This window comes from Bradyrhizobium sp. SZCCHNRI1009, assembly GCF_032487575.1.
Lineage (GTDB): Bacteria > Pseudomonadota > Alphaproteobacteria > Rhizobiales > Xanthobacteraceae > Bradyrhizobium.
In genome coordinates this window covers 82,112-103,990 of sequence record NZ_JAUEUL010000008.1, presented here as the reverse complement: position 1 = coordinate 103,990, position 21,879 = coordinate 82,112, and the positions used below count along the sequence as shown (strand labels likewise).

Sequence of the window (21,879 nt, the reverse complement as noted above, 5' to 3'; positions counted from 1 at the left end):
CGGTCGCGCGTCCTCGAGCACGGGAACGGTGTTGATGAACAGGCCGACCGTCTCCTCCACGCCCGCGATCTCGGGCGGCCGGCCGGAAATCGTGGCGCCGAAGCAGACGACATCCTGCCCGGTCAAGCGCCGCAGCAGCTGGCCCCAGGCCCCCTGCAGCAGCGTGTTCAAGGTCACCCGCTCGCGCCGTGCCACGAGCTGCAGCCGCTCGGTTTTCGCTGCATCGATGACGAGGTCGATCGAGGCATGGCCTTCGGCTGGTGCGGCCGGCCCGCCAAGCGCATCGGCCAGCAGGCTCGGCTCGCCGAGCGTCGAGAGCGAGCGCGACCAGAACGCAATCGACGCCTCGCGATCCTGTCGCTGCAGCCAGGCAATGTAATCGCGATAGCGGCCGCGCGGTGCGCCCAGCGACGCGCCGCCGACATGCTGCATGATCTCCCCGATCAGCCTCGCCGCGCTCCAGCCGTCGAGCAGGATGTGATGATGGGTCCAGATCAGGCGGCAAACGCCGCCGCCGAGATCGATGAGACGGACCCGCTGCAGCGGCGGCCGTGACAGGTCGAAGCCGGCGCGCCATTCGGCCGCCGCCACCTCGGCCAGCGCCGCGCCACGCGTGGCTCGATCCATCGAGTCCGCACGGTCGCGCCAATCCTCCTCGACGAAGGGAACAGGAACCTGCCGATGGACGACCTGCTGCGGCGCGCTCGATAATTCCCTCCACACGAACGCGGTCCGCAGCACCGCGTGTCGTGCCGTCACCGCCTGCCACGCCGCGCGCAGGCGCGCCGCGTCCGCGCCTTCGACGTCGACGGCGATCTGGCTGACATAGTTGCCGCTCTCGCCGTCGCGCAGCGCGTGGAACAGCATGCCCTGCTGCATCGGCGACAGCGGATAGATATCCTCGACATCGCGCCAATCACGCGTCGCGCCGAGCAAATCGAGCTCCGGCTGGCCGAGGCGCGACAGCGGAACGTCGGACGGCGTGAGGCCGTGTGCGCCACCGGTGCAATGCGCGACCAGCTCGCGCAACGCCAGGGAATAACACGCGGCCAGCCGCTCGATCGTCGCGCGGCGATAGCGGCGGCGGCCAAAGCTGAATGTCAGCTTCAGCCGGCCGTCGAGCACCTGGCCGTTGATGCTGAGCCAGCGGCCGAGCGGCGCGCTGGCGCTGCGCGACGGCCCCGCGCCTTCCGGCGCGAGCGCGAAGGCAAGGTCGGAGCCGGCGCCAAACTGGCCGAGATAGTTGAAGACGATCCGCGGCTCGGCTCCATCCGCCAGGGCGGCGCGCTGCTCGGAGCTGCCGCAATACCGCAGCACGCCGTAGCCGAGCCCGCGCGCCGGGATGGCCCGCAATTCCTCCTTAATCGACCTGATGAGGGTGGCGTCGTCGCTCGCGCCAGCGGAGAGCCGAACCGGAAATGCTGTCGTGAACCAGCCGACCGTGCGCGACAGGTCGATGCCTTCGAACAGATCCTCGCGTCCATGGCCCTCGAGCTCGACCAGGCATTCACCGAGTCCGCACCAGCGGCTGACCGCGCGGGCCAGCGCCGCCAGCAGCAGATCATTGACCTGGGTCCTGTAGGCGGCGGGCGCCTGCTTGAGCAGTTGCCCGGTCACGTCGGCATCGAACGACACGGCGACGTCTTCGCCGTCGGCGACGCGATCGGTCTCCCCGTGATCGTCGTCGCACGGCAGATCGTCAGCGACGCTGCGCTGTCTCCAATAGACGAGCTGGTCGGCCAGCTCCTTGCTCGCGGCGTAGTCTTCGAGCCTCTTGCCCCACGACGCCACGGACTGGCTCTTGGGAGGCAAAACAATCGCGGCCGCGCCCTGCGCCGCCTGTCGATACGCCGCGGCGATGTCCTCGAGTAGGACGCGCCACGACACGCCATCAACGACGAGATGATGCACGACGATCAGAAGCCGCTGGCTGCCGTCCGCAACGTCCATGCCGACGAGGCGCAGCAACGGCCCCTGCAAGGACAGGCTCGCCTGCGCGGCCGCCGCAACCGAGGTGATCTCCGCCGCGTCCTGAACAGTGCGGATCCAGAGCAGATCGGCGCTCGCCGGCATCTTGCCGTATCTCGCGTGCCACGTGCCGTCGCCTTGCTCGAATTGCAGCCGCAGGGCATCGTGATGCGCCACCACGGCATCGACCGCCCGCGCCATCACGCGCCAGTCGAACCGCGCCGAGGGTACGAGCATCAAGGCCTGGTTCCAGTGATGCCGTTCGCCCGCGTCCTCGGCAAAGAAGCGGCGCTGGATCGGCAACAGCGGCACCGGATCGCCGTCGCGCGCGCCGGGCTCAGCGGAGACAATGACCGCCCGATCGCGGCGCGCGACCCGCGCCAGCTCCTGCAGCGTCTGATGCCGGAACAGATCGCGCGGCTCGATTGACAGGCCACGCTGCCGCGCCCGTCCGACCACCTGCAGTGAGATGATGGAATCGCCGCCGAGCTCGAAGAAATTGTCGGTGAGCCCGATCCGCGAATGGCCGAGCAGTTCGGCCCAGATCGCCGCCAGCTCCAATTCCACGGCCGATTGCGGCGCGACATAGTCTGTCTCGGCACACAATGACTCGGGCACCGGCAGGGCGTCGCGATCGACCTTGCCATGCGCCGTGAGCGGCATCTGCGACATCGGCACGATGCGGGCCGGAACCATGTAGTCCGGCAGCTCCTCCGTCAGCGCCGCGCGCAGCGTTGCCTCGTCGAGGCCATCCTCGCCGCAGACATAGCCGATCAGCTGCTGGCGTCCGCCGATCTCGCGTGCCACCACCACCGCCGACTGAACGCCCGTCTGCCGCGTCAGCCGTGCCTCGACCTCGCCCGGCTCGATGCGGAAGCCACGGATCTTGAGCTGATGATCGGACCGTCCGACATAGTCGATGACGCCGTCGGCACGCCAGCGCGCCAGATCGCCCGTGCGATACAGCCGCGCACCGGGTGCGCCGAACGGATCGGGAATGAAGCGCTCCGCCGTCAGCGCCGGCCGATTCCAATAGCCGGCCGCGAGCCCCTCGCCGCCGATATGAAGCTCGCCGATGACGCCGACCGGAACGATGTTCAGATCGCCGTCGAGAACATAGGCCGAGCGCCGGCCGACCGGACGGCCGATCGGCGCATAGGCGCAGTCGATCTCGGCATCGGCGTCGACCTTCCAGACCAGCGGCGTGACCACCGTCTCCGTCGGACCGTAGCCGTTGATCAGCTTGCGCGGCCGCAGCGCCTGCCTGACCTTGTCGAAGCCCGATTTGGGCATCGCCTCGCCGCCGAACGAATACAGCGACACGGGCGGCGGATCGCCGCGCCACGCCGCGAATTCGGCGAGCTGCTGCAGGTAGGCCGGCGGAAAGCCGGCATTGGTCACGCGCTCCGCGCGCATCACCTCGAGCGTCTTCTCCGCCGACCAGAGATCGGCGTCGCGCATCACCAAGGCCGCGCCGCAGCTCAGCGCGGTCCACAACCGCTCATGCGCGCCGTCGAAGGTGAAAGAAAGGAAGTGCAGTTCGCGCGACTGCTGGTCCATCTCGTAGAGACCGGCCGTGGCGTCGCAATGCATCGCGAACGGTCCATGCGCGACCGCGACGCCCTTCGGTACACCGGTGGAGCCGGACGTATAGATCACGTAGGCGAAGCTCGCGGGATGGACATCGACCGCGGGATCAATCTCCGTCGTCTCGGCCGGGATCACGCCGAGATCGACGACTGCGATGCCCGGCATCGGCGGCCATTGCGATCGTCCCGCCGCATCGACCAGCACGACGCGCGCGCCGGCATCGCGAACGGTTGCAGCAAGCCGCGCTGGTGGATGATCGGGATCGAGCGGCAGATAGGCGGCGCCGGCCTTGAGGACGGCAACGAAACCGGCGACGAGATTGGGCGAACGCTGCATCGAGAGCGCGACGAGCTCGCCGGGTCGAACGCCGAGCGCCAGCAGATGCTGCGCGATGGCATTGGCGCGGCGATCGAGCGCCTGATAGCTGATCGTCTCGGCTCCGAACACCAGGGCTGTCGCGCCCGGCGTGTCCTTGGCGTGCCGCGCGAACATCCGGTGCACCGACTGGAAGGCCGCGCGCGCGGGCGCGCAGGCATTCCACTGCCTGACGTCGTCGCGCTGCCGGTCCGACAACAGCTCCAGCGCCGCGATCCGGCGCGTGGGATCTGCGACCATTTCCTGCAGGATCGTCAGCCAATGGCCGGCGAGCCGCGTGATGGTCGACCGCTCGAACAACGCGGTGGCAAAGGAAAACAGCGCCGAGACGTCCCCCGACGGCAATTCCTCGCTGTCGAGCGCGAGGTCGAATTTCACCGTCTCAATCTCGGCCGCGATCGTCTCGATCTGCAATTCAGAGCTAGCCGGCGCATGCGCCGGCCCGCGCCGATGCTGATGGTTGTAGAGCACCTGGAACAGCGGCGTCTGGCTCAGGCTGCGCTGTGGCTGCAACACGTCGAGCAGCCGTTCGAACGGAAGGTCCTGGTGATCCCTGGCCTCGAGCGAAGCCGCGCGCAGCGTTTCGACGACGTCGGCGATCGTCCCCAGGCTGTCGATCCGCGTCCGCAGCACCTGGGTGTTGACCAACAGTCCGATCAGGCGCCGCGTTTCCGGCCGATCGCGATTGGCGAGGGGAACACCGATGCTGATGTCGTCCTGGCCGCTGTAGCGATAGAGCACCAGCTTCAGTGCCGCGAGCAGCACGACGAACAGCGTCGTGTGATGTTGCCGCGCAAGCTCGCGCAGACGATCGGAAAGCTCGGCGCCGAGTGACAGGCGTATGGCACCGCCGGATTGGTCGGTCTGGGCCGAACGCGGCCGATCGAACGGCAGTTGCAGCATCGCCGTGTCGTGCAGCCGGCCGGTCCAGTAGCGGAGCTGCCGCTCCTCCTCCACCGCGCCGAGCCACAGCCGCTGCCAGGCGGAGAAATCGGCGTAGTCGATCTCGAGCGCCGGCAGCGAGGCGGTCTCGCCGCGGACGGCTGCGCGATAGAGCTGCCAGAACTCGTCGGTGAGGACCTGCATCGACCAGCCATCGGCGACGATGTGGTGCAGCGTCACCGAGAGAACATGGTCGTGCTCGTCGAGCCTCAGCAGCGCCGCGCGCAGCAGCGGTCCGGATTCGAGATCGAACGGCAGCGCCGCTTCCTCACGCAGCAGCCGGCGCGCCTGCTGCTCGCAATCATCGCCGGCAATCTCGATGCGGCGAAGCGCGACCGGCGCCGGCGGCCCCACGATCTGCTCCGGCTCGCCGCCGTCCTGCCGGAACGTGGTGCGGAGCGCGGCATGGCGCATGACCAGCTCGTCGAGCGCCCGTTGAAGCGCGGCGGCATCGAGCCGGCCCCGCAGCCGGATCGCGACCGGCATGTTGTAGGCGGAGCCGTCCGGATCCATCCGCCACAGGAACCAGAGGCGGGCCTGCGCGAACGACAACGGCGCGCGCTGCAGCTGCTGCCGGGCGATCGGCAGAATCGAAAGATCGATGCCCTTGGCCGCCAACTGCGTCAGGAAGGCGCGCTGCTTTGGCGTATCGAGACGCGTCAACCGGCGCGCGATCTCGCTGAGCTGCTGGGCCTGAAGTCCGGACTGATCATTCATTGGCGAACTCGACTTCTTCAAGCAGATCGAACATGGCGGCGATGTCGTCGCTGCGCCTCGGCGGCGGGTCCGCGGCGAGCGCGGATGCCATGGTCTCGACCGTGGTCAGTTCGAACAGCCGCTTCAACGGCAGCTCCCGCGCGAGATCGCGCTTGATGCGGCCGACGAGCTGGACGGCCACCAGCGAGTCGCCGCCGAGCTCGAAGAAATCATCGGTGACGCCGACCGCCGGCCTGTGCAGCAGCTCGGCCCAGATCGTCGCGAGCGCAGCCTCGGTCGGATTGCGCGGATCGACGCGCCGCGCCCCCGGCGGCGTCGCATCCGGCCGCGGCAGCGCCTTGCGGTCGATCTTGCCGTTCGGGGTCAGCGGCAGCTCCGGCAGCACGATGACGCGCGAGGGCACCATGTAGTCCGGCAGCGCCGTTGCGAGCGCGGCGCGCAGCTCACTGCCATCGAGCGGGGCCTCGCCGCCGACATAACCGACCAACTGACGGCTGCCGCCGAGCTCGTGCGCGACGACGACGCTGTCGCGCACGCCCGGCTGCTCCCGCAGCCGCGCCTCGATCTCGCCGAGCTCGATCCGATGCCCGCGGATCTTCACCTGATGATCGGCGCGGCCGACATGGTCGAGCACGCCATCGGCCCGCCAGCGCGCGAGGTCCCCGGTCCGGTACAGCCGCGCGCCGTCGTCGCCGAACGGATCCGGAATGAAGCGCTCGGCACTCAGCGCCGCGCGTTTCCAATAGCCGCGCGCGAGCCCGTCACCACCGATGAAGAGCTCGCCGGTGACGCCGACCGGCGCGAGGTTGAGCTCGCCGTCGAGCACGTACAGTGCGGTGTTGCCGATCGGGCTGCCGAGCAGCGGCACCGGATTCGCGCCATCGAGGCGGTGGCGCGCCGACCACACCGTGGTCTCGGTCGGCCCATACAGATTCCAGACCGCGCTGCTCTCTGCGTTCAGCCGCCGCGCCAGATCCGAGGCCAGCGCCTCCCCGCCGCTCAGCAGGCGGCAGCCCTTCGGCAGCCATGGATCAGGATTGGCCGCGTCGTGATCGAGCAGCATGCGCCAGCTCGATGGCGTCGCCTGGATCATGGTCACGCCGTGCCGTGCGACCATCGCCTTGAGGGCCTCGGGATCATGGGCCGCGGCACGGTCGGCGAGCACGACCTGGGCGCCATTTGTGAGTGGCAACCACAGCTCCAGAACGGCGATGTCGAAGGACAACGACGTCAGCGCGAGCACGCGGTCGCCGGCCGCGATGCCCGGCTGTTCGGCCATCGTCGCCAGGAAGTTCGTCAGCGCGGCATGGCGCACCATCACGCCCTTCGGCAGCCCGGTCGAGCCGGAGGTGTAGATGACGTAGGCGAGGTTCTCGGGGTGCACGTCGAGGGAAAGATTGTCGGTCTGGCCGAGGCCATCGCCGGCCGCGACCTCGAGCAGCCAAGCCTCGGCCTCGCTCCGCTCCAGCACCGGCGCGAACCGGTCGTGCAGCGTGGCCTGTGTCAGCAGCAGCTTGGCACCGCTGTCGTTCAGCATGTGCGCGAGACGCTCGGCGGGATAGTCCGGATCGAGCGGCAGATAGGCCGCGCCCGCCTTGAGCACCGCGAGCAGCGCCACCATCATCGCGACGCCGCGCTCCAGCGCGAGCCCGACCACCACATCGGGGCCGACGCCGCGATCCCGCAGCCGCCGCGCCAGCCGGTTCGCCCGCGCATTCAGCGCACCGTAGCTGATCGTCTCCGGTCCATGCACCAGCGCGACCGCATCGGGCGTTCGCGCCGCATGCGCCTCGAACTGTCGATACACGCAGGGCGCATTCGCAGCGTTGGTCGCCGTCGCATTCCAGGCCTGCAGCAGCCGCGCGCGATCATCGTCCGGAACGACGTCGATCCGGCGCACCGGCGTATGGGGCGCCTCTTCCAGTGCCAACGCGAGTTGATCGAGCGATTGCTGCATCATCGCGCCGACCCGCTCGGGCGCGACCGGCGCCGCGACCTGGACCGTCAGGTGAAGCCCATGGCCGTCATCGTCCACCGCCAGCATCAGCGGATAGTTGGTGCGCTCCTCGCCGCCGAGCCATTCGACGCCTTGCGGGAGCTCAGCATCCACCTGCGCATCCTGTCTCCGGCCGTGCCGATAGTTCAGGATCGCGGAAAACAGCGGCGTCGGCGGCGCGACACCGCTGCAGCGCTGGGCCATCGCCAGCGAGGCATGCTCATGCGCCATCAGCTCCGCCAGCCGCGCATGCGCCGCGCGAACGCTGTCCTCCACCGACGTGCCGTCGAGATCGAGCCGCACCGGCAGCGTGTTGATGAACAGGCCCAGGCTGCGGCCGGTATCGTGACCGGCCTGCATGCGGCCGAGCAGCACGGTGCCGAACACGACCTGCTCGCGCCCGCTGCTGCGCGCCAGCACCTGCCCCCAGGCGACATGACAGAGGCTGGCGAGGCTCGCGCCAAGGCGCCGCGCCTGTGCACGCAGCCGCGCGTCGAGCGCGGCCGGCAGGGGCAGCCTTGCCTCGCGCACGCCGTCGCCGTCGCTGCGCACCTCCATCAATCCGAACGGTGCCGTGGGCGCATCGATGTCGGCGAGCATGCCGCGGAAGAAACGCTGCTGCGCATCCTGCCCGGCGGGCTTGCGCGTTTCGGCGACAAGATTGCGGAATGGAATCGGCGGAGGCAGATCAGCGCGGCGCCCCGACAGAATCAGCTGCACCTCCTCATGCAACGCCTGCAGCGTGGTATGGTCGCCGACCATGTGATGCAGCAGGACCAGCAGCAGCAGGCGATCATTTTCCTCGTCACGGGCGACAACCAGACGCAGCAACGGCGCCCGGGTCAGATCGAGCCGGCAGGATCCCGGATCGAAGCGGCGGGCCAGCTCGACCTGAGCCGGCGCGTGACCTTCGAGCGCGACTTCGGTGACGCTCAGCGGTGCGTGGCGCCAGACCACCTGCGCCGGAACCGACAACCCATCCCAGAGGAACGACGTCCGCAGCACGTCGTGCCGGTCGATCACGTCCTGAACCGCGGCGAGATAACGATCCAGCAGATCGCGGCCCGCGAATGCCATCTGTGCGACCAGCACGTAAGGATCGCCCTCGGTCGCCAGCAGATGATGGAACAGGATGCCTTCCTGCAACGGCGACAGCGCGTAGATGTCCTGGACGTTGGCGACGCCGCCCGGCACCTGGGCGACCACGCGGTCGATCTCGGGCTGGCTCAGCGCGATCAGCGGCAGCATGTCCGGCGTGATGGCCGCGCTCTCCGGCGTGATCAGGTTGGCGGGGATCGCAATCTCCTCGCCGGGCCGCAGGCTGGCCGCGAGATCGCGCAGCACCGGCCTGGCGAACACCATGTGCGCATCGACCGTCAGTGCATGGCGCCTCAGCCGGTCCAGCATGCGGACGACGAGCAGCGAATGGCCGCCGAGCTCGAAGAAATGATCGTTGCGGCCGACGCGCTCGATGCCCAGCAGCTCGCGCCAGATGGCCGCGAGGGCCTGTTCGATTTCGCCCCGAGGTGGATCATAGGCGCCGCGGCCGAACGCTTCGTCGTCCGGCGCCGGCAGCGCCTGCCGATCGACCTTGCCGTTGGGTGTCAGCGGAAACGCATCGAGGCGGACGATCGCCGAGGGAACCATGTAATCCGGCAGGCACGCCTGCAATTGCCCGCGCAGCTGCGCGGCCCATGCGGCGGCGTCATCGGTGTCGTCTGCCGGCACCACATAGGCGACGAGCCTGAGATCGCCCTGCGCATCGCGCCGCGCCAGCACCGCCGAGTCCCGCACGCCGGCTTGCGCATTCAGCCGATGCTCGATCTCACCGAGCTCGATACGGAAGCCGCGGATCTTCACCTGATGGTCGTTGCGGCCAAGAAATTCGATATTGCCGTCGGCCAGATGGCGGCCGAGGTCACCGGTTCGATACATCCGCGCGTCGGCCGACAGCCCGAAGGGATCGGCAGCAAAGCGCTGCGCCGACAGATCCGGACGGTTGAGATAGCCGCGCGCAACCCCTGCCCCGCCGATCCAGATCTCACCCACGGCACCGCGCGGCACCGGCATGCCCTGGGCGTCGAGCAGATAGATGCGCGCATTGGCGATCGGGCGCCCGATCGGGACGATACCGCCGGCAAAGCCGGCTGGACGACGCCACGCGGTGGCGCAGACGGTCGCTTCCGTCGGGCCGTAGGCGTTGAAGACCGCAATCTCCGACGGCAAAACCTCGAACAGCTCCGACTTCGGCAACTCGCCGGCAAGAACCAGCACCTCGAGCCCGGAGAGCCGCGCGAGGTCCGAGCGGCCCTGCAGCATCGCGGGCGGCAGGGTGGCGTGGGTGATGCGATGGTCGGCGAGATAGTTCAACAGCTCGGCTGCGTCGCGATGCTCGCGGCTTCCGAGCAGATGCAGCTCGGCGCCGGCGCAGAGCGCCATGACGATGTCCCACACGCTTGCGTCGAAACTGAAGGAGGCGAACTGCGCGACCCGGCTGTCCGGACCGGTGTCGAACAGCCCGATCTGGGCCTGCGCGAGATTGACCAGGCCATGGTGCTCGATCATCACCCCCTTCGGCCGCCCGGTGGAGCCCGAGGTGTAGATGACATAAGCGAGATTGCGCGGCGTCACGCCGCGGGCATCAACATCCGGCGCGCTGTCCGGCAGCCCGCTCCAGGCCGGTGCATCGCTTTCCACATCGACCACGGGGCATGCCACGTCGCCGAGCGCACCGGCGCTCTCGCGGTCACGGAGCAGCAGCATCGGCTGGGCATCGGCCACGATCTCGCGCAGCCGTTGCGGCGGATAGGTCGGATCCAGCGGCAGATAGGCGGCGCCGGCTTTGAGGACCGCGAGCACGCTGACGATCGTATCGACGCCGCGCTGCTGGCAGATCGCGATCAGCCGGTCCGGACCGGCGCCCAGCGCGACGAGGTGATGCGCGAGGCGATTGGCGCGCAGCTCGAGCTCCCGATAGGTCAGTCTGACCTCGTCATGGACCAGCGCCACCGCTGACGGCCGGCGGCGTGCCTGCTCGGCAATGAGATCCTGGATGCAGCAGTCGGCCGGCGTGAACGATCGGGTGCAATTCCAGCTGTCCAGCAGCAGCGCACGTTCCTCGGCCGGTAGCAGCTCGATGCGGTCGACCGGCTGGCTGGTGTCAGCGACCATGGCGCGCAGCGTAGCCAGCAGATAGCCGCGATAGCGCCGCACGGTCTCGGCGTCGAACAGCGCCGTCGCGTAGTTGATCTTGCCGGAGATACGGCCATCGCTCTCACTGAGATCGAGCTCGAGATCGAACTTGACCTTGTGCTGCTCGGTCGCAAGGCGCTCGACCGCAAGGCCGGGCAGCGCCAATGAGCCGAATTCATTGCTCTGCCAGGCGAACACAACCTGGAACACGGGCGTGTATTCCGGATGCCGCGGCGGCTGGAGCGCCTCGACAAGATGCTCGAATGGCAGGTCCTGATGATCCTGCGCCGCAAGAACGGCCGTCTTCACTCGCTCGATCAGTTCGGCCACAGCGTGACCGCGCGAGAGGTCGAGCCGCAACGCCAGCATATTGACGAAGAAGCCGGCCAGGCCTTCGAGCTCCGACCGCATCCGATTTGCTGTCGGCGTGCCGATGACGAGATCCTGCTGGCCGGCCAGCCGCGACAGCACGATGGCCCAGGCGGCCAGCACGACGACGAACGGGGTGGCGCCGAGCGCGATGCTCAACTCCCTGATATCGGCCGTAAGACCGTCGTCGATCTCGACAGCCACAGCAGCGCCGGCGTCGGACCGCGGCGCGGGACGCGGACGGTCCGTCGGCAATGCCAGCACGGATGGCGCGTCCCGCAGCACGGTCGTCCAATGATCGAGCTGCCGCTTTAGTCGGTCCGCCGTCAGCGCGTCGCGCTGCCATGCCGCATAGTCCGGATACTGAATCGCCAGCGGTGGCAAAGGATCGTCGCCGCCTCCGGCGAAGGCGCCATACAGCGCCGAGAGCTCGCGGACGATGACGCCCATCGACCATCCGTCGGAGATGATGTGGTGCTGGCTGAGCAGAAAGACGTGATCATCGTCGCCCAGACCGATCAGATGGCCGCGGATCAACGGACCCCGAGCGAGATCGAACGGCGCGCGCGTCCACGCATTCAGCAGGTCGGCCAGCCGCGTCTCGCGGTCCGGCCGGCTGCGAAGATCGTGCATCTCCAGCGGCAGGCCGGTATCCGGCGGCAACAGCATGGCTCGCGGCTCGCCCTGCTCGGCAACGAAGACCGTCCGCAGCGCCTCGTGGCGGGAGAACAGCCGATCGAGGCTGCGGCGCCATGCGCCGATGTCGAGCCGGCCCCGCAGCCGCAGCGCGACGTCGATGTGATAGTTCGTGCCTCCGCCCTCGAGCTGTGCCAGCAGCCAGAGCTGCTGCTGCGCGAAGGAGAGCGGTAGCCGACCCCCGCGATCGATGCTTGGGATGGTGTTGACGTCGCGTCTGCCGGCGTTGCGGCCGCGCTGCCGTGCGCGCGAAGCCAGCTGGCGCAATGCGTCCGGATCGAGGTCGCGCAGTCGAGGCTGTCCTGATTGTCCGCTCATGATAGCTCCGCCGTCATCAGGTCCTCGAGCTCACCTTCGGCGAACTCCTGCTCGATCAGCCTGATCGAGAGGACGCGCGCGAGCTCCGCCAATTCGGGATGAGCGAACAGCTCGGACAATGGCATCGACGTGCCGAACTCCTGCGCGACGCGGCTGAGCAGCCGTACCGCCAGCAGAGAGTGGCCGCCGAGCTTGAAGAAGTGATCCGCCCGCCCGACACGGTCGAGACCGAGCAGCTCCGCCCAGATGCCGGCCAGCGTGCTCTCGATCTCGCCGACCGGAGCCTGATGGTCGTCCCGCGCCTCGCCTTGCGACATCGTCGGCAGCGCCTTGCGGTCGATCTTGCCGTTCGGCGTCAGCGGCAGCCGCGGCAGCACGACGACGCGCAACGGCACCATGTAGTCCGGCAGCACGGCCGCGAGCGCCGCGCGAAGCTCGCCGCCATCCAGCATGCTCTCGCTGCTGACATAGCCGACCAGGGTCCTGCCGCCGCCGAACTCCTGCGCGACCACGACGCTGTCGCGGACGCCGGGCAGCGCGCGCAGCCGCGCCTCGATCTCGCCGAGCTCGATGCGATGTCCGCGTATCTTCACCTGGTGATCGGCGCGGCCGACATAGTCGAGCGCGCCATCGGCACGCCAGCGCGCCAGATCGCCGGTCCGGTACAGCCGCGCACCGGGGCGGCCGAACGGATCCGGAATGAAGCGCTCCGCGCTGAGCCCGGCGCGCCTCCAATAACCGCGGGCCAATCCCTCGCCGCCGATGAACAGCTCGCCGGCCACCCCGGGCGGCAGCAGATTGAGATTGGCGTCCAGCACGTAAAGCGTGGTGTTGCCGATCGGACCGCCGAGCACCGGCGTTGGATCATCGGAGTCCAGCCGGTGACGCGCGGACCACACCGTGGTCTCGGTCGGCCCATACAGGTTCCACACCTCGCCGCTCAGCGCGACGAGCCGCCGCGCCAGATCGGGAGCCAGCGCCTCGCCGCCGCTGAGCGCGCGACAGCCAGGCGGCAGCCTCGCGGCCCCGTCATGATCGAGCAGCATGCGCCAGCTCGACGGCGTCGCCTGGATCAAGGTCACGCCGTGCCTGGCCACGATCGCCTTCAGCGCCGCCGGATCCTGCGCCGACGCCCGGTCGGCCAGCACGATGCGTGCGCCCCGTGTCAGCGGCAGCCACAGCTCCAGCACCGCGATGTCGAACGACAACGAGGTCAGGGCCAGCACGCGGTCGTCGGACGTGATCCCCGGCTGCTCGGCCATGGTCGCCAGGAAGTTCGTCAATGCGCCGTGGCGTACCATCACGCCCTTGGGCAAGCCCGTCGAGCCCGAGGTATAGATGACGTAGGCAAGGCTCTCAGGATGAATGGAAAGGTCGAGATTGTCGGTGTCGCCGCCCTCGTCGGCACGATCCAGCAGCCAGGCCTCCACTCCGCCGTCGGCCAGCGCGCGCGTGAACCGATCCTGTAGCGGGGCCTGCGTCAGCAGCAAGTTCGCGCCGCTATCACGGAGCATGTGGGCGAGGCGCTCGGCGGGATAGTCCGGATCGAGCGGCAGGTAGGCGGCGCCGGCCTTCAGCACGGCGAGCAGCGCCACGATCATCTCGGCGTCGCGCTCCAGCGCCAGTCCGACCAGGACATCGGCGCCGATCCCGCGCGCGCGCAGTCGCCGCGCCAGCCGGTTGGCGCGTGCGTTCAACTCGCCGTAGCTGATCCGGCGGTCGCCGCTGACGATCGCAACCGCGTCCGGGATGGCCTTCGCGCGCGTCTCGATCTGCGCCACAAGGCCGGGCACCAAATCGCTGAACGGCGGCCGGCATGAGGTCTCGCCGACCGCTGCTCCGCTCCAGCGCAGGACGCACGCCAGTGTCTCACCGTCGACCATTCGAAGGCTGCCGACCGGACGGGTGGCATCCGCCGATATCTGCGTCAGCCAGTCCCGCAACGACGCGCTCACCTGGCGGACCGCATGGTCGTCCAATTGCGCGCGATCGTAGTTGAAGTCGAGGCGCAGGCCCTCGGGTCCTTCGAACACGATGACCGCGATCGGATAGCTGGTCGGTGTCACGTGTTCGACGCGCCCGATCTGCGGCCCGGCCCGGTCGCGCGCGGTGAGCGCCCGATCGATCGGATAGTTCTCGAACACCATCAGGCTGTCGAACAGCGGCTGCCCGGCCCTGTCGGCCAGGCGCTGGATCTCGTGCAGCGGCAGCCACTCATAGTCGCGCGCCGCGACGCTCTGCGCCTGTAGGGCGCGCAGCCAGTCACCGGTCGCGATGTGCGGAGGCGCATGGTCGATCAGCGGCAGCGTGTTGATGAACAGGCCGACCATGTGCTCGGCGCCGGCCAGCTCGGCCGGACGGCCCGAGACGGTCACGCCGAAGCAGACCGCGCTTTGCCCGGTATACTGCCGCAGCAATTGCGCCCAGGTCCCCTGCAGCAGCGTGTTCATCGTGATGCGCTGCTGTGTCGCGAACCGCCGCAGGCGGACCGCGAGATCGCCGTCCACGCGCAAAGTCAGCCGGCCATGGCCGCTCGCAGCGTCGATCACGCGGCTGGCGCGCAAGGCACCGGCCAGCGGCGTGGGCTCGAAATCGCGCAAGGTCTCGCGCCAGAAGTCCGCGGCTGCCGCCTGGTCGCGCGTCTGCAGCCAGGCGATGTAGTCACGATAGCTGGCTTGCGCCGCCGACGACGCATGGCCGCCGATCTGCTGAAGGACGTCGGCAAGCAGCCGCGCCGAGCTCCAGCCGTCGAGCACGAGGTGATGATGCGTCCAGATCAGCCACAGCCTGTCATCACCGAGCCGGACCAGCCGCAGCCGCTGCAGCGGCGGCCGCGTGATGTCGAAGCCGGGCTCGCGCTCGTGCATCGCCGCCTCCGCAAGCGCCGCATCGATCTCCGCCGCCGCGGCCCCATCCGCGATACGGCCACGCCAATCCTCCTCGACGACGGGCACGTCGAGCTGGCGGTACACGATCTGCTGGGCCGCGCCGGACAATTGCTGCCAGACAAACCCCGTCCGCAGCGCCGCATGCCGCGCGCTCGCCGCCTGCCATGCCGCACGCACCTGCGCCGGCGTCACCCCGCGGAGCTCGATCGAGAGCTGGTTGACATAGACATCATCTGCGCCGTAGCGCAGCGCATGGAACAGCAAGCCCTGCTGCATCGGCGACAGCGGATAGATGTCCTCGACGGAGCGACTGTCGATCGTCGCGCAGAGCCTGTCCAACGCCGCCTGATCGAGCCCCGCGAGCGGAACGTCGGACGGGGTCAGACCGCCGGCAGCGCCGAGGCAGTGATCGACGAGACCATGCAGCGCCGCGCGATAGAGCTCCGCGAGCCGTTCGACGGTGGCGCGCCGATAGCGCCGGCTGCCATAGCGGAAGCCGAGACGCAGCTGTCCTTCGCGCACCTCGCCATTGATGGTGAGCCAGGCCCGCAACGGCGTGTCTGCGGCCCGCATCGGTCCCGGATTCTCCGGCGCGATCCGGTACGGCGCCGACGCGCCGAGCTGCCCATCGAAGCGGCCGAGATAGTTGAAGACGATGCGCGGGCTTGGCGTCTGCGATAGCGCCTCACGCTGCTCCTTCGCGCCGAGATAGCGCAGGACGCCATAGCCGAGCCCACGGTCGGGCACGGCGCGCAAGCTCTCCTTGACGCGGGCGATGAGCGCACGGTCGGTCTCGCTGCCGCCGTCGAGACAGACCGGAAATGCGGTGGTGAACCAGCCCACCGTCCGCGTGAGATCGACGTCCGCAAAGACATCCTCGCGGCCGTGGCCCTCGAGCTCGATCGCGACGCCATCGATCCCGCTCCAATTCCAGAGCGCACGCGCCAGCGCCGCCAGCAGCAGGTCATTGACCTGCGTGCGATAGGCCGCAGGCGCGGCATCGAGCAGCTGTTCGGTCAGCTCCGCCTCGACGTTGAGCACGACCTCCTCGGCCTCGGCCTCGACATCGGCGCCGCCATGATCGTCGTCACAGGGCAGCTCGCTGCCGCGCGAGGACGCCAGCCAGAAGGCCATCTCGCCGGCCAGCCGATCGGACGCCGCATGCGCGCGCAGCCGCTGCACCCATGACGACGGAACGGAGCTCGTGGACGGCAGGGTGACGGCGGCCGCCTGCCCTGCCAGTTGCTCATAGGCCATCGCGATGTCTTCGAGCAGGATCCGCCATGACACGCCGTCGACGGCGAGGTGATGAATCGCGATCAGCAGCCGCTGGCTGCCGTCGGCCATGTCGAACCCGACCGCGCGCAGCAGCGATCCCGCCGCCAATGACAGGCTCGCCTGCGCCGCCGCCGCGATCGCATCGATGTCGGCCGGCTGGACCGCCGTGCGGATCCAAAGCAGCTCAGCCTCGGCAGGCAGGTCGGCCGGCGCCGCCTGCCATTCGCCCGCGACCTGACGATACGTCACGCGAAGCGCGTCGTGATGCCTCACCACGGCATCGAGCGCCCGCTGCAGCACGCTCCAGTCGATCCGGTCCCGCGGGATCAGCAGCACCGCCTGGTTGAAGTGATCGCGGTTGGGAATGTCGTCGGCAAAGAAGCGCAATTGGATCGGCAGCAGCTCCGCAGCGCAGGCGTTCATTGCGTTGCGTGCTGCTGCCGGCGGCGTCATGGCCGGTGCGGAGGTGGTCGCAACCACACCGGCCAGCGCCGCTATCGTCTGCTGCGCGAACATCTGCTTCGGCGTCAGCCTGACGCCGCGCTTGCGCAGCCGCGCGATGATCTGGAGGCTCAGAATGGAGTCGCCGCCGAGCTCGAAGAAATTGTCATTGCGGCCGATCCGCTCGCGGCCGAGCACGTCCTGCCAGACCTCCGCGATCGCCTGCTCCACCGCGCCGACAGGGGCGGCATAGGACAGCACGACGTCCTCGTCCGGCTGCGGCAGCGCCGCGCGGTCGAGCTTGCCGTTGGCGGTCAGCGGCAGCCGCTCGAGCACGACGAAGCGCGAGGGCACCATGTAGTCCGGCAGCATCGCCGAGAGCTGGTGCCGCAGCGCCTCCGGCTGCAACACGACGTTTGTCGCGGCAACACAATAGGCCACGAGCTCCTGGCGTTCCCGCTCCGCGTCGACGGCGCGGACCACGACGGCGGCATCGGCGACGCCATTCAACGAGCAGACGGCGCGGCCGATCTCGGCGGGCTCGACGCGGTAGCCGCGCAGCTTCACCTGATCGTCGCGCCGGCCCACGAACACGACCCGACCCGCCTGATCACAGCGCACCAAATCGCCGGTGCGGTAGAGGCGTTCGCCTGAGACTCCGAACGGATCGGGGACGAAGCGCTCGGCCGTCTGTCCAGGCGCGCCGCGATAGCCGCGCGCCAGCCCGGCGCCACCGATGTAGAGCTCACCAGCGACACCGGCCGGCACGATATTCAACGCATCGTCGAGAACGTAGGCGCGCAGGTTCGCAAGCGGCAATCCGACCGGCACCACACCTTCGGCGTCGGCGTCCGTCCACTCATGGGTCATCACGCCGACCGTCGTCTCGGTCGGGCCGTAGTGATTGACGATCCGGCAGTGCGGCCGCAGCCGACGGACCTCTGCGATCAGGCCGGGATCGCAGGCCTCGCCGCCGAGGATCAGCACGTCGCGTGGCAGGATGTCGGCCGAGCGCCGCGCCCGCAACAGGCCGCGCAGATGGCTCGGCACGATCTTGAGGACGCCGATCTCGCCATCGCGCATCGCTTGCGCAAACGCATCCGCATCGAACGCAGCATCGGCCGGCAGCAGGTTCAAGGTCACACCGCTCGCGAGCGCGCCGAACAGCACGGTGTGGCCGAGATCGGCGGCGACCGTCGAGACCATCGCCATGCCGCCGCCGGCAGGCGGCTGCAGTCGGGACAGCAGCGCCTGCACGTAGTTGGCGAGCGCGCCGTGCGAGACGGCAACTCCCTTGGGCGCGCCGGTCGAACCCGAGGTGTAGATGATGTAGGCGGTCTGCGCCGGATGGGGCCGCGGGGCATCGAACGCGGACGCATCGCCGCGCTCAGTGCCGTCGAGTGTACGACAGGCCAGCGCCCTCGCCGCAGCCAGATGCTCGCCGGTTGCGATCAGGATGCCAATCTCGCCGTCCCGAAGGATGCGCGCAACGCGCGCCACCGGCCAGGCCGGATCGAGCGGCACGACGGCGCCGCCCGCCTTGAGGACGCCGAGCAGCGCCGCGACGAAGGCCGGCGACCGCTCGATCCACAACGCCACCGGCGTCTCGCGCGTGACGCCGGCCGCGACGAGCGCGCCCGCGATGTGGTCCGACCAGCGCGCCAGCCCGGCTGCGCTGACAGTGTCCTGTCCCTGACGCAGCGCGACCCGGTCGTCGCGGCCCGCAAACGCAGTGCCGATCAGATCGAGGATATCCGTCGCGGGGAAGCTCTTCGCCTCCGCTGCGACGGTCTGCCTGACGTCCCGCGCGATCGCGAAGTCGCGCAGCGGCCGGTCGGGACCGGCCGCGATCTGCCGCAGAAAATCGACGAGCTGGCCGCCGATCCGCTCGACCGTGGCCGCATCGAACAGATCCGTCGCGAAATTCAGGCTCGCATTCATGCCCGTCGGGCCGTCGGCAATGTCGAGCGCGAGATCAAAATGCGAGCCGGCGAGATCGACGATCCGCGTCTCGGCGCGCAGGCCGTCGCCGAGCGCAAGTCCGGCCGGCGCGGCCATGTAGTTGAACTTGACCTGGAACAGCGGATTGTGGCCGCCGGAGCGGGCCGGCTTGAGCGCATCGACGAGACGGTCGAACGGCAGATCCTGATGCGCGAGCCCGGTGATGACCTCCTCTTTCGCCTGCGCCAGCAGTTCGGCGAAGCTCATGCCGTCGGCCACGTCGGCCCGCAACACCAGCGTATTGACGAAGCAGCCGATCAACGATGCCAGCTCGGCCTGCCGGCGTCCGGCGACGGGCACGCCGACGCGCAGGTCGGAGCGGCCGGAGTAGCGGAACAGCAGCAACTGATAGGCGGCGAGCAAAAGCATGAACATGCTGACGCGATGCTCCCTGGCGAGCGCGCGCAGCTTCAGCGCCAGATCGGGCGGGATCGCGAGGTGGATGGTGTCGCCGCGATAGCTCGGCACCGCCGGTCGCGGCCGGTCGAACGGCAAGGCGAGCGGCGTATCCGCATCGCCGAGCCGCCCGCGCCAATAGGCGAGCTGCTGCGCGGCCTCGGGGCCGGCGAGCCACTCCCGCTGCCAGGCGGCGTAGTCGGCATATTGGATGGCGGATGGCGGCGGCAGCGCGACTGCTCCGCGCCGGAGCCCGTCATAAAGCGTAGCGATCTCAGCCAGCAGCACGTCGAGCGAGAGGCCATCGGCGACGATGTGATGCGCCGACAAAAGCAGTTCGTGGCGATCGTCCGCGAGCTGCATCAGCACCGCGCGCAGCAGCGGGCCATCGACGAGATCGAACGGCCGCGCCAGCTCCTCGCGTGTCCGCGCCGCGGCCCGCGACGCGCGCTCCGCTGCCGGCCTGCGCCGTAGATCCTCGACCGCGACGGGAATCTCGGTTGCCGCATGGATCACCTGCACGACACGACCGTCCGGCGCGGCAAAGCTGGTGCGCAGCGTCTCGTGTCGCGCAATGATCTCGGTCAGCGCCTGCACCAGCAGCGCCTGATCGAGCGCGCCGTCGAAGCGGAGCGTGCAGGCGATGGTGTAGGCCGTGCTGGCCGGGTCCATGCTCCAGAGGAACCACAGCCGCTCCTGCGCGGGCGACAGCAGTTCGCGCACGCCCGCCGGGGCCGGCTGCAGAGGCGCCAGCGCTCTTGCATCGATGCCGGCCGCATCGACCAGCGCCGCAAGCGCTGCGAGCGTCGGCGCATCGAAGAAGCTGCGCAGCGCGAGCTCGATTCCGAACTGCTCGCGCACCATCGCCGCGACCTGGGCGGCTGCGACCGAATTGCCGCCGAGCATGAAGAAGTCGTCGCCGCAGCCGACGGCCGTGACCCGGAGCACATCCCGCCAGATCAGCGCAAGACGGCGTTCGGTTTCCGTTGCAAGCTCCGAGGACGGCGACCGGTCCGCCGCCTCACGACGCCGCTCGAACACCCTAAAACTGTCGAGCGTGCCGTGCGCCCACCCGGCGCGGCAGGCGGAGCGCTGCAGCTTGCCGCTGGTGGTCAACGGCATGCCCTGCGGGTTCAGCAGCACGACCACCGCCGGATAATCTTGCGTCTGCCGCATGACCGCATCGCCGATCGCCTTGATCAGCACATCGGCCGGCGTCCGCCGCAGCACCGCCCTGCTGAACTCGGCCGCCACGCCGATGCCTTCGGCGCCATCGATCTCGACCGGGAAGGCCGCGACGCGCCCCTTCCGGACCGAGGCCACGTCGGACTCGACGGCCTGCTCCAGGTCGAATGGATAGATGTTCTGGCCGCGAACGATCAGCAAATCCTTGAGCCTGCCGGTGACGACGAGCTCGCCGTCGCGGACGAAGCCGAGGTCGCCGGTCCGCAGCCAGCGCGCGCCGTCACGCGCGACGAAGGTCTGCCGCGTCGCCTCCGGATTGTTCCAATAGCCCTGCGCGACGCTCGGACCCGCGACCCAGATCTCTCCGACTTCGTTCGCCTCGGCCTGGGCGGACGCATCGGTTCTCATGATGCGGACGGCGTGACCGTCGGCCACGGTGCCGCAGACCATCAGGTCCGTCCCTGCGTCGGTATCGGCAACACGGCCGCCGGCGAGTGCTGCGGAATCGAGCGTATGACAAGCCGCCAGGCTCGCGCTGTCGCCTGCGGTCACCAGCAAGGTCGCCTCGGCAAGGCCGTAGCAAGGCGTCAGAACGCGAGGATCGAGGCCCGCAGGCCGGAAGCGCGCGGCAAAGCGATCCAGCGTCGCGCGCCGCACGAACTCCGAGCCGGAGAACGCGAAGCGCCAGCGGCTAAGGTCCAGGTGCGCGATCGCCGCATCCGAGATCCGGTCCGCGCAGAGCGCGAATGCGAAGTCCGGCCCGCCGCTGCAGGTGCCGCCGTGGCGATCGATGGCCTCGAGCCATCGCCGCGGCTGCTCGAGGAAATTGCGCGGCGTCATCAGCACCGCGGCGAAACCCGTGAACAGCGGATTGAGCAATCCGCCCATCAATCCCATGTCGTGATAGAGCGGCAGCCAGCTGACGAACACGTCATCCCGGGTGCCGCCGAGCACCGCCTCGATCGCAATCTCATTGGCGACGAGGTTTCGGTGGGTGACGCAGACGCCCTTCGGCTGCGACGTCGAACCCGACGTATATTGGAGGAACGCGATCGCATCGCCGTTCAGCTCCGTCTCGCGCCAGGAGACGGCCGCGCCGACCGGCACCTCGTCGACGGCAACGACATCGGCCCGGGTCTGGCCCACACAGGCCGTGACGGCGTCGCGAAGCCGCGCCTGGGTGAGAATGAGCCGTGGCGCCGCATCGCGCAGGATGCCGTCGAGGCGGCTGGCGTAGCGCTCCTTACCGGCCTCCGGCGGATAGGCCGGCACGGCAATGACCCCGGCATAGAGACAGGCGTAGAACGCAACCGCATAGTCGGGCCCGTTCGGCAGCAGGATCACGGCACGTTCGCCGGCACGCGCGCGCTCCTGCAGATGCGCGGCAAGAGCGCGGATGCGCAGGTCCAGCGCCGCGAATGACAGCTCGTCGACGACGTCGTCACCTTCGATGAAGCGCAACGCCGGATGGTCGGCGCGCGAGGCGGCATGCTCACGGAGTCGTTCGACGAGGGTCTGTGGCGGCAT

3 protein-coding genes (1 of these 3 running past the window's edge) are annotated in these 21,879 nt (G+C 69.1%); all 3 read right to left on the bottom strand.

Annotated features, from left to right (window positions below; all coding sequences use genetic code 11):
• Tightly spaced (each overlapping or abutting the next), the 3 genes in view from QX010_RS16305 to QX010_RS16295 form a layout consistent with a single transcriptional unit that may run on beyond the window.
• Positions 1-5,592 carry the 5' end (the start) of a non-ribosomal peptide synthase/polyketide synthase gene (locus QX010_RS16305; protein ID WP_316180549.1) on the bottom strand. 10,806 nt of this gene lie to the left of the window's left edge, so 5,592 of the gene's 16,398 nt are visible here — the first part of the coding sequence; its start codon is at positions 5,590-5,592; its stop codon lies beyond the left edge, outside the window.
• Positions 5,585-12,163 (bottom strand): non-ribosomal peptide synthetase, encoded by a 6,579-nt coding sequence (locus tag QX010_RS16300; protein WP_316180547.1) that lies wholly within the window; start codon positions 12,161-12,163, stop codon positions 5,585-5,587. The genes QX010_RS16305 and QX010_RS16300 overlap by 8 nt, the downstream gene beginning before the upstream one ends.
• Positions 12,160-21,879: a non-ribosomal peptide synthetase gene (locus QX010_RS16295; RefSeq protein WP_316180545.1), complete on the bottom strand. Its 9,720-nt coding sequence runs from the start codon at positions 21,877-21,879 to the stop codon at positions 12,160-12,162. Before QX010_RS16295 ends, QX010_RS16300 begins: the two co-directional genes overlap by 4 nt.

Bases quoted from the DNA above. Each gene is read 5' to 3' on its own strand.
- QX010_RS16300 (WP_316180547.1), bottom strand. From the start codon at position 12,163: ATGAGCGGACAATCAGGACAGCCTCGACTGCGCGACCTCGATCCGGAC.
- QX010_RS16295 (WP_316180545.1), bottom strand. From the start codon at position 21,879: ATGCCGCCACAGACCCTCGTCGAACGACTCCGTGAGCATGCCGCCTCG.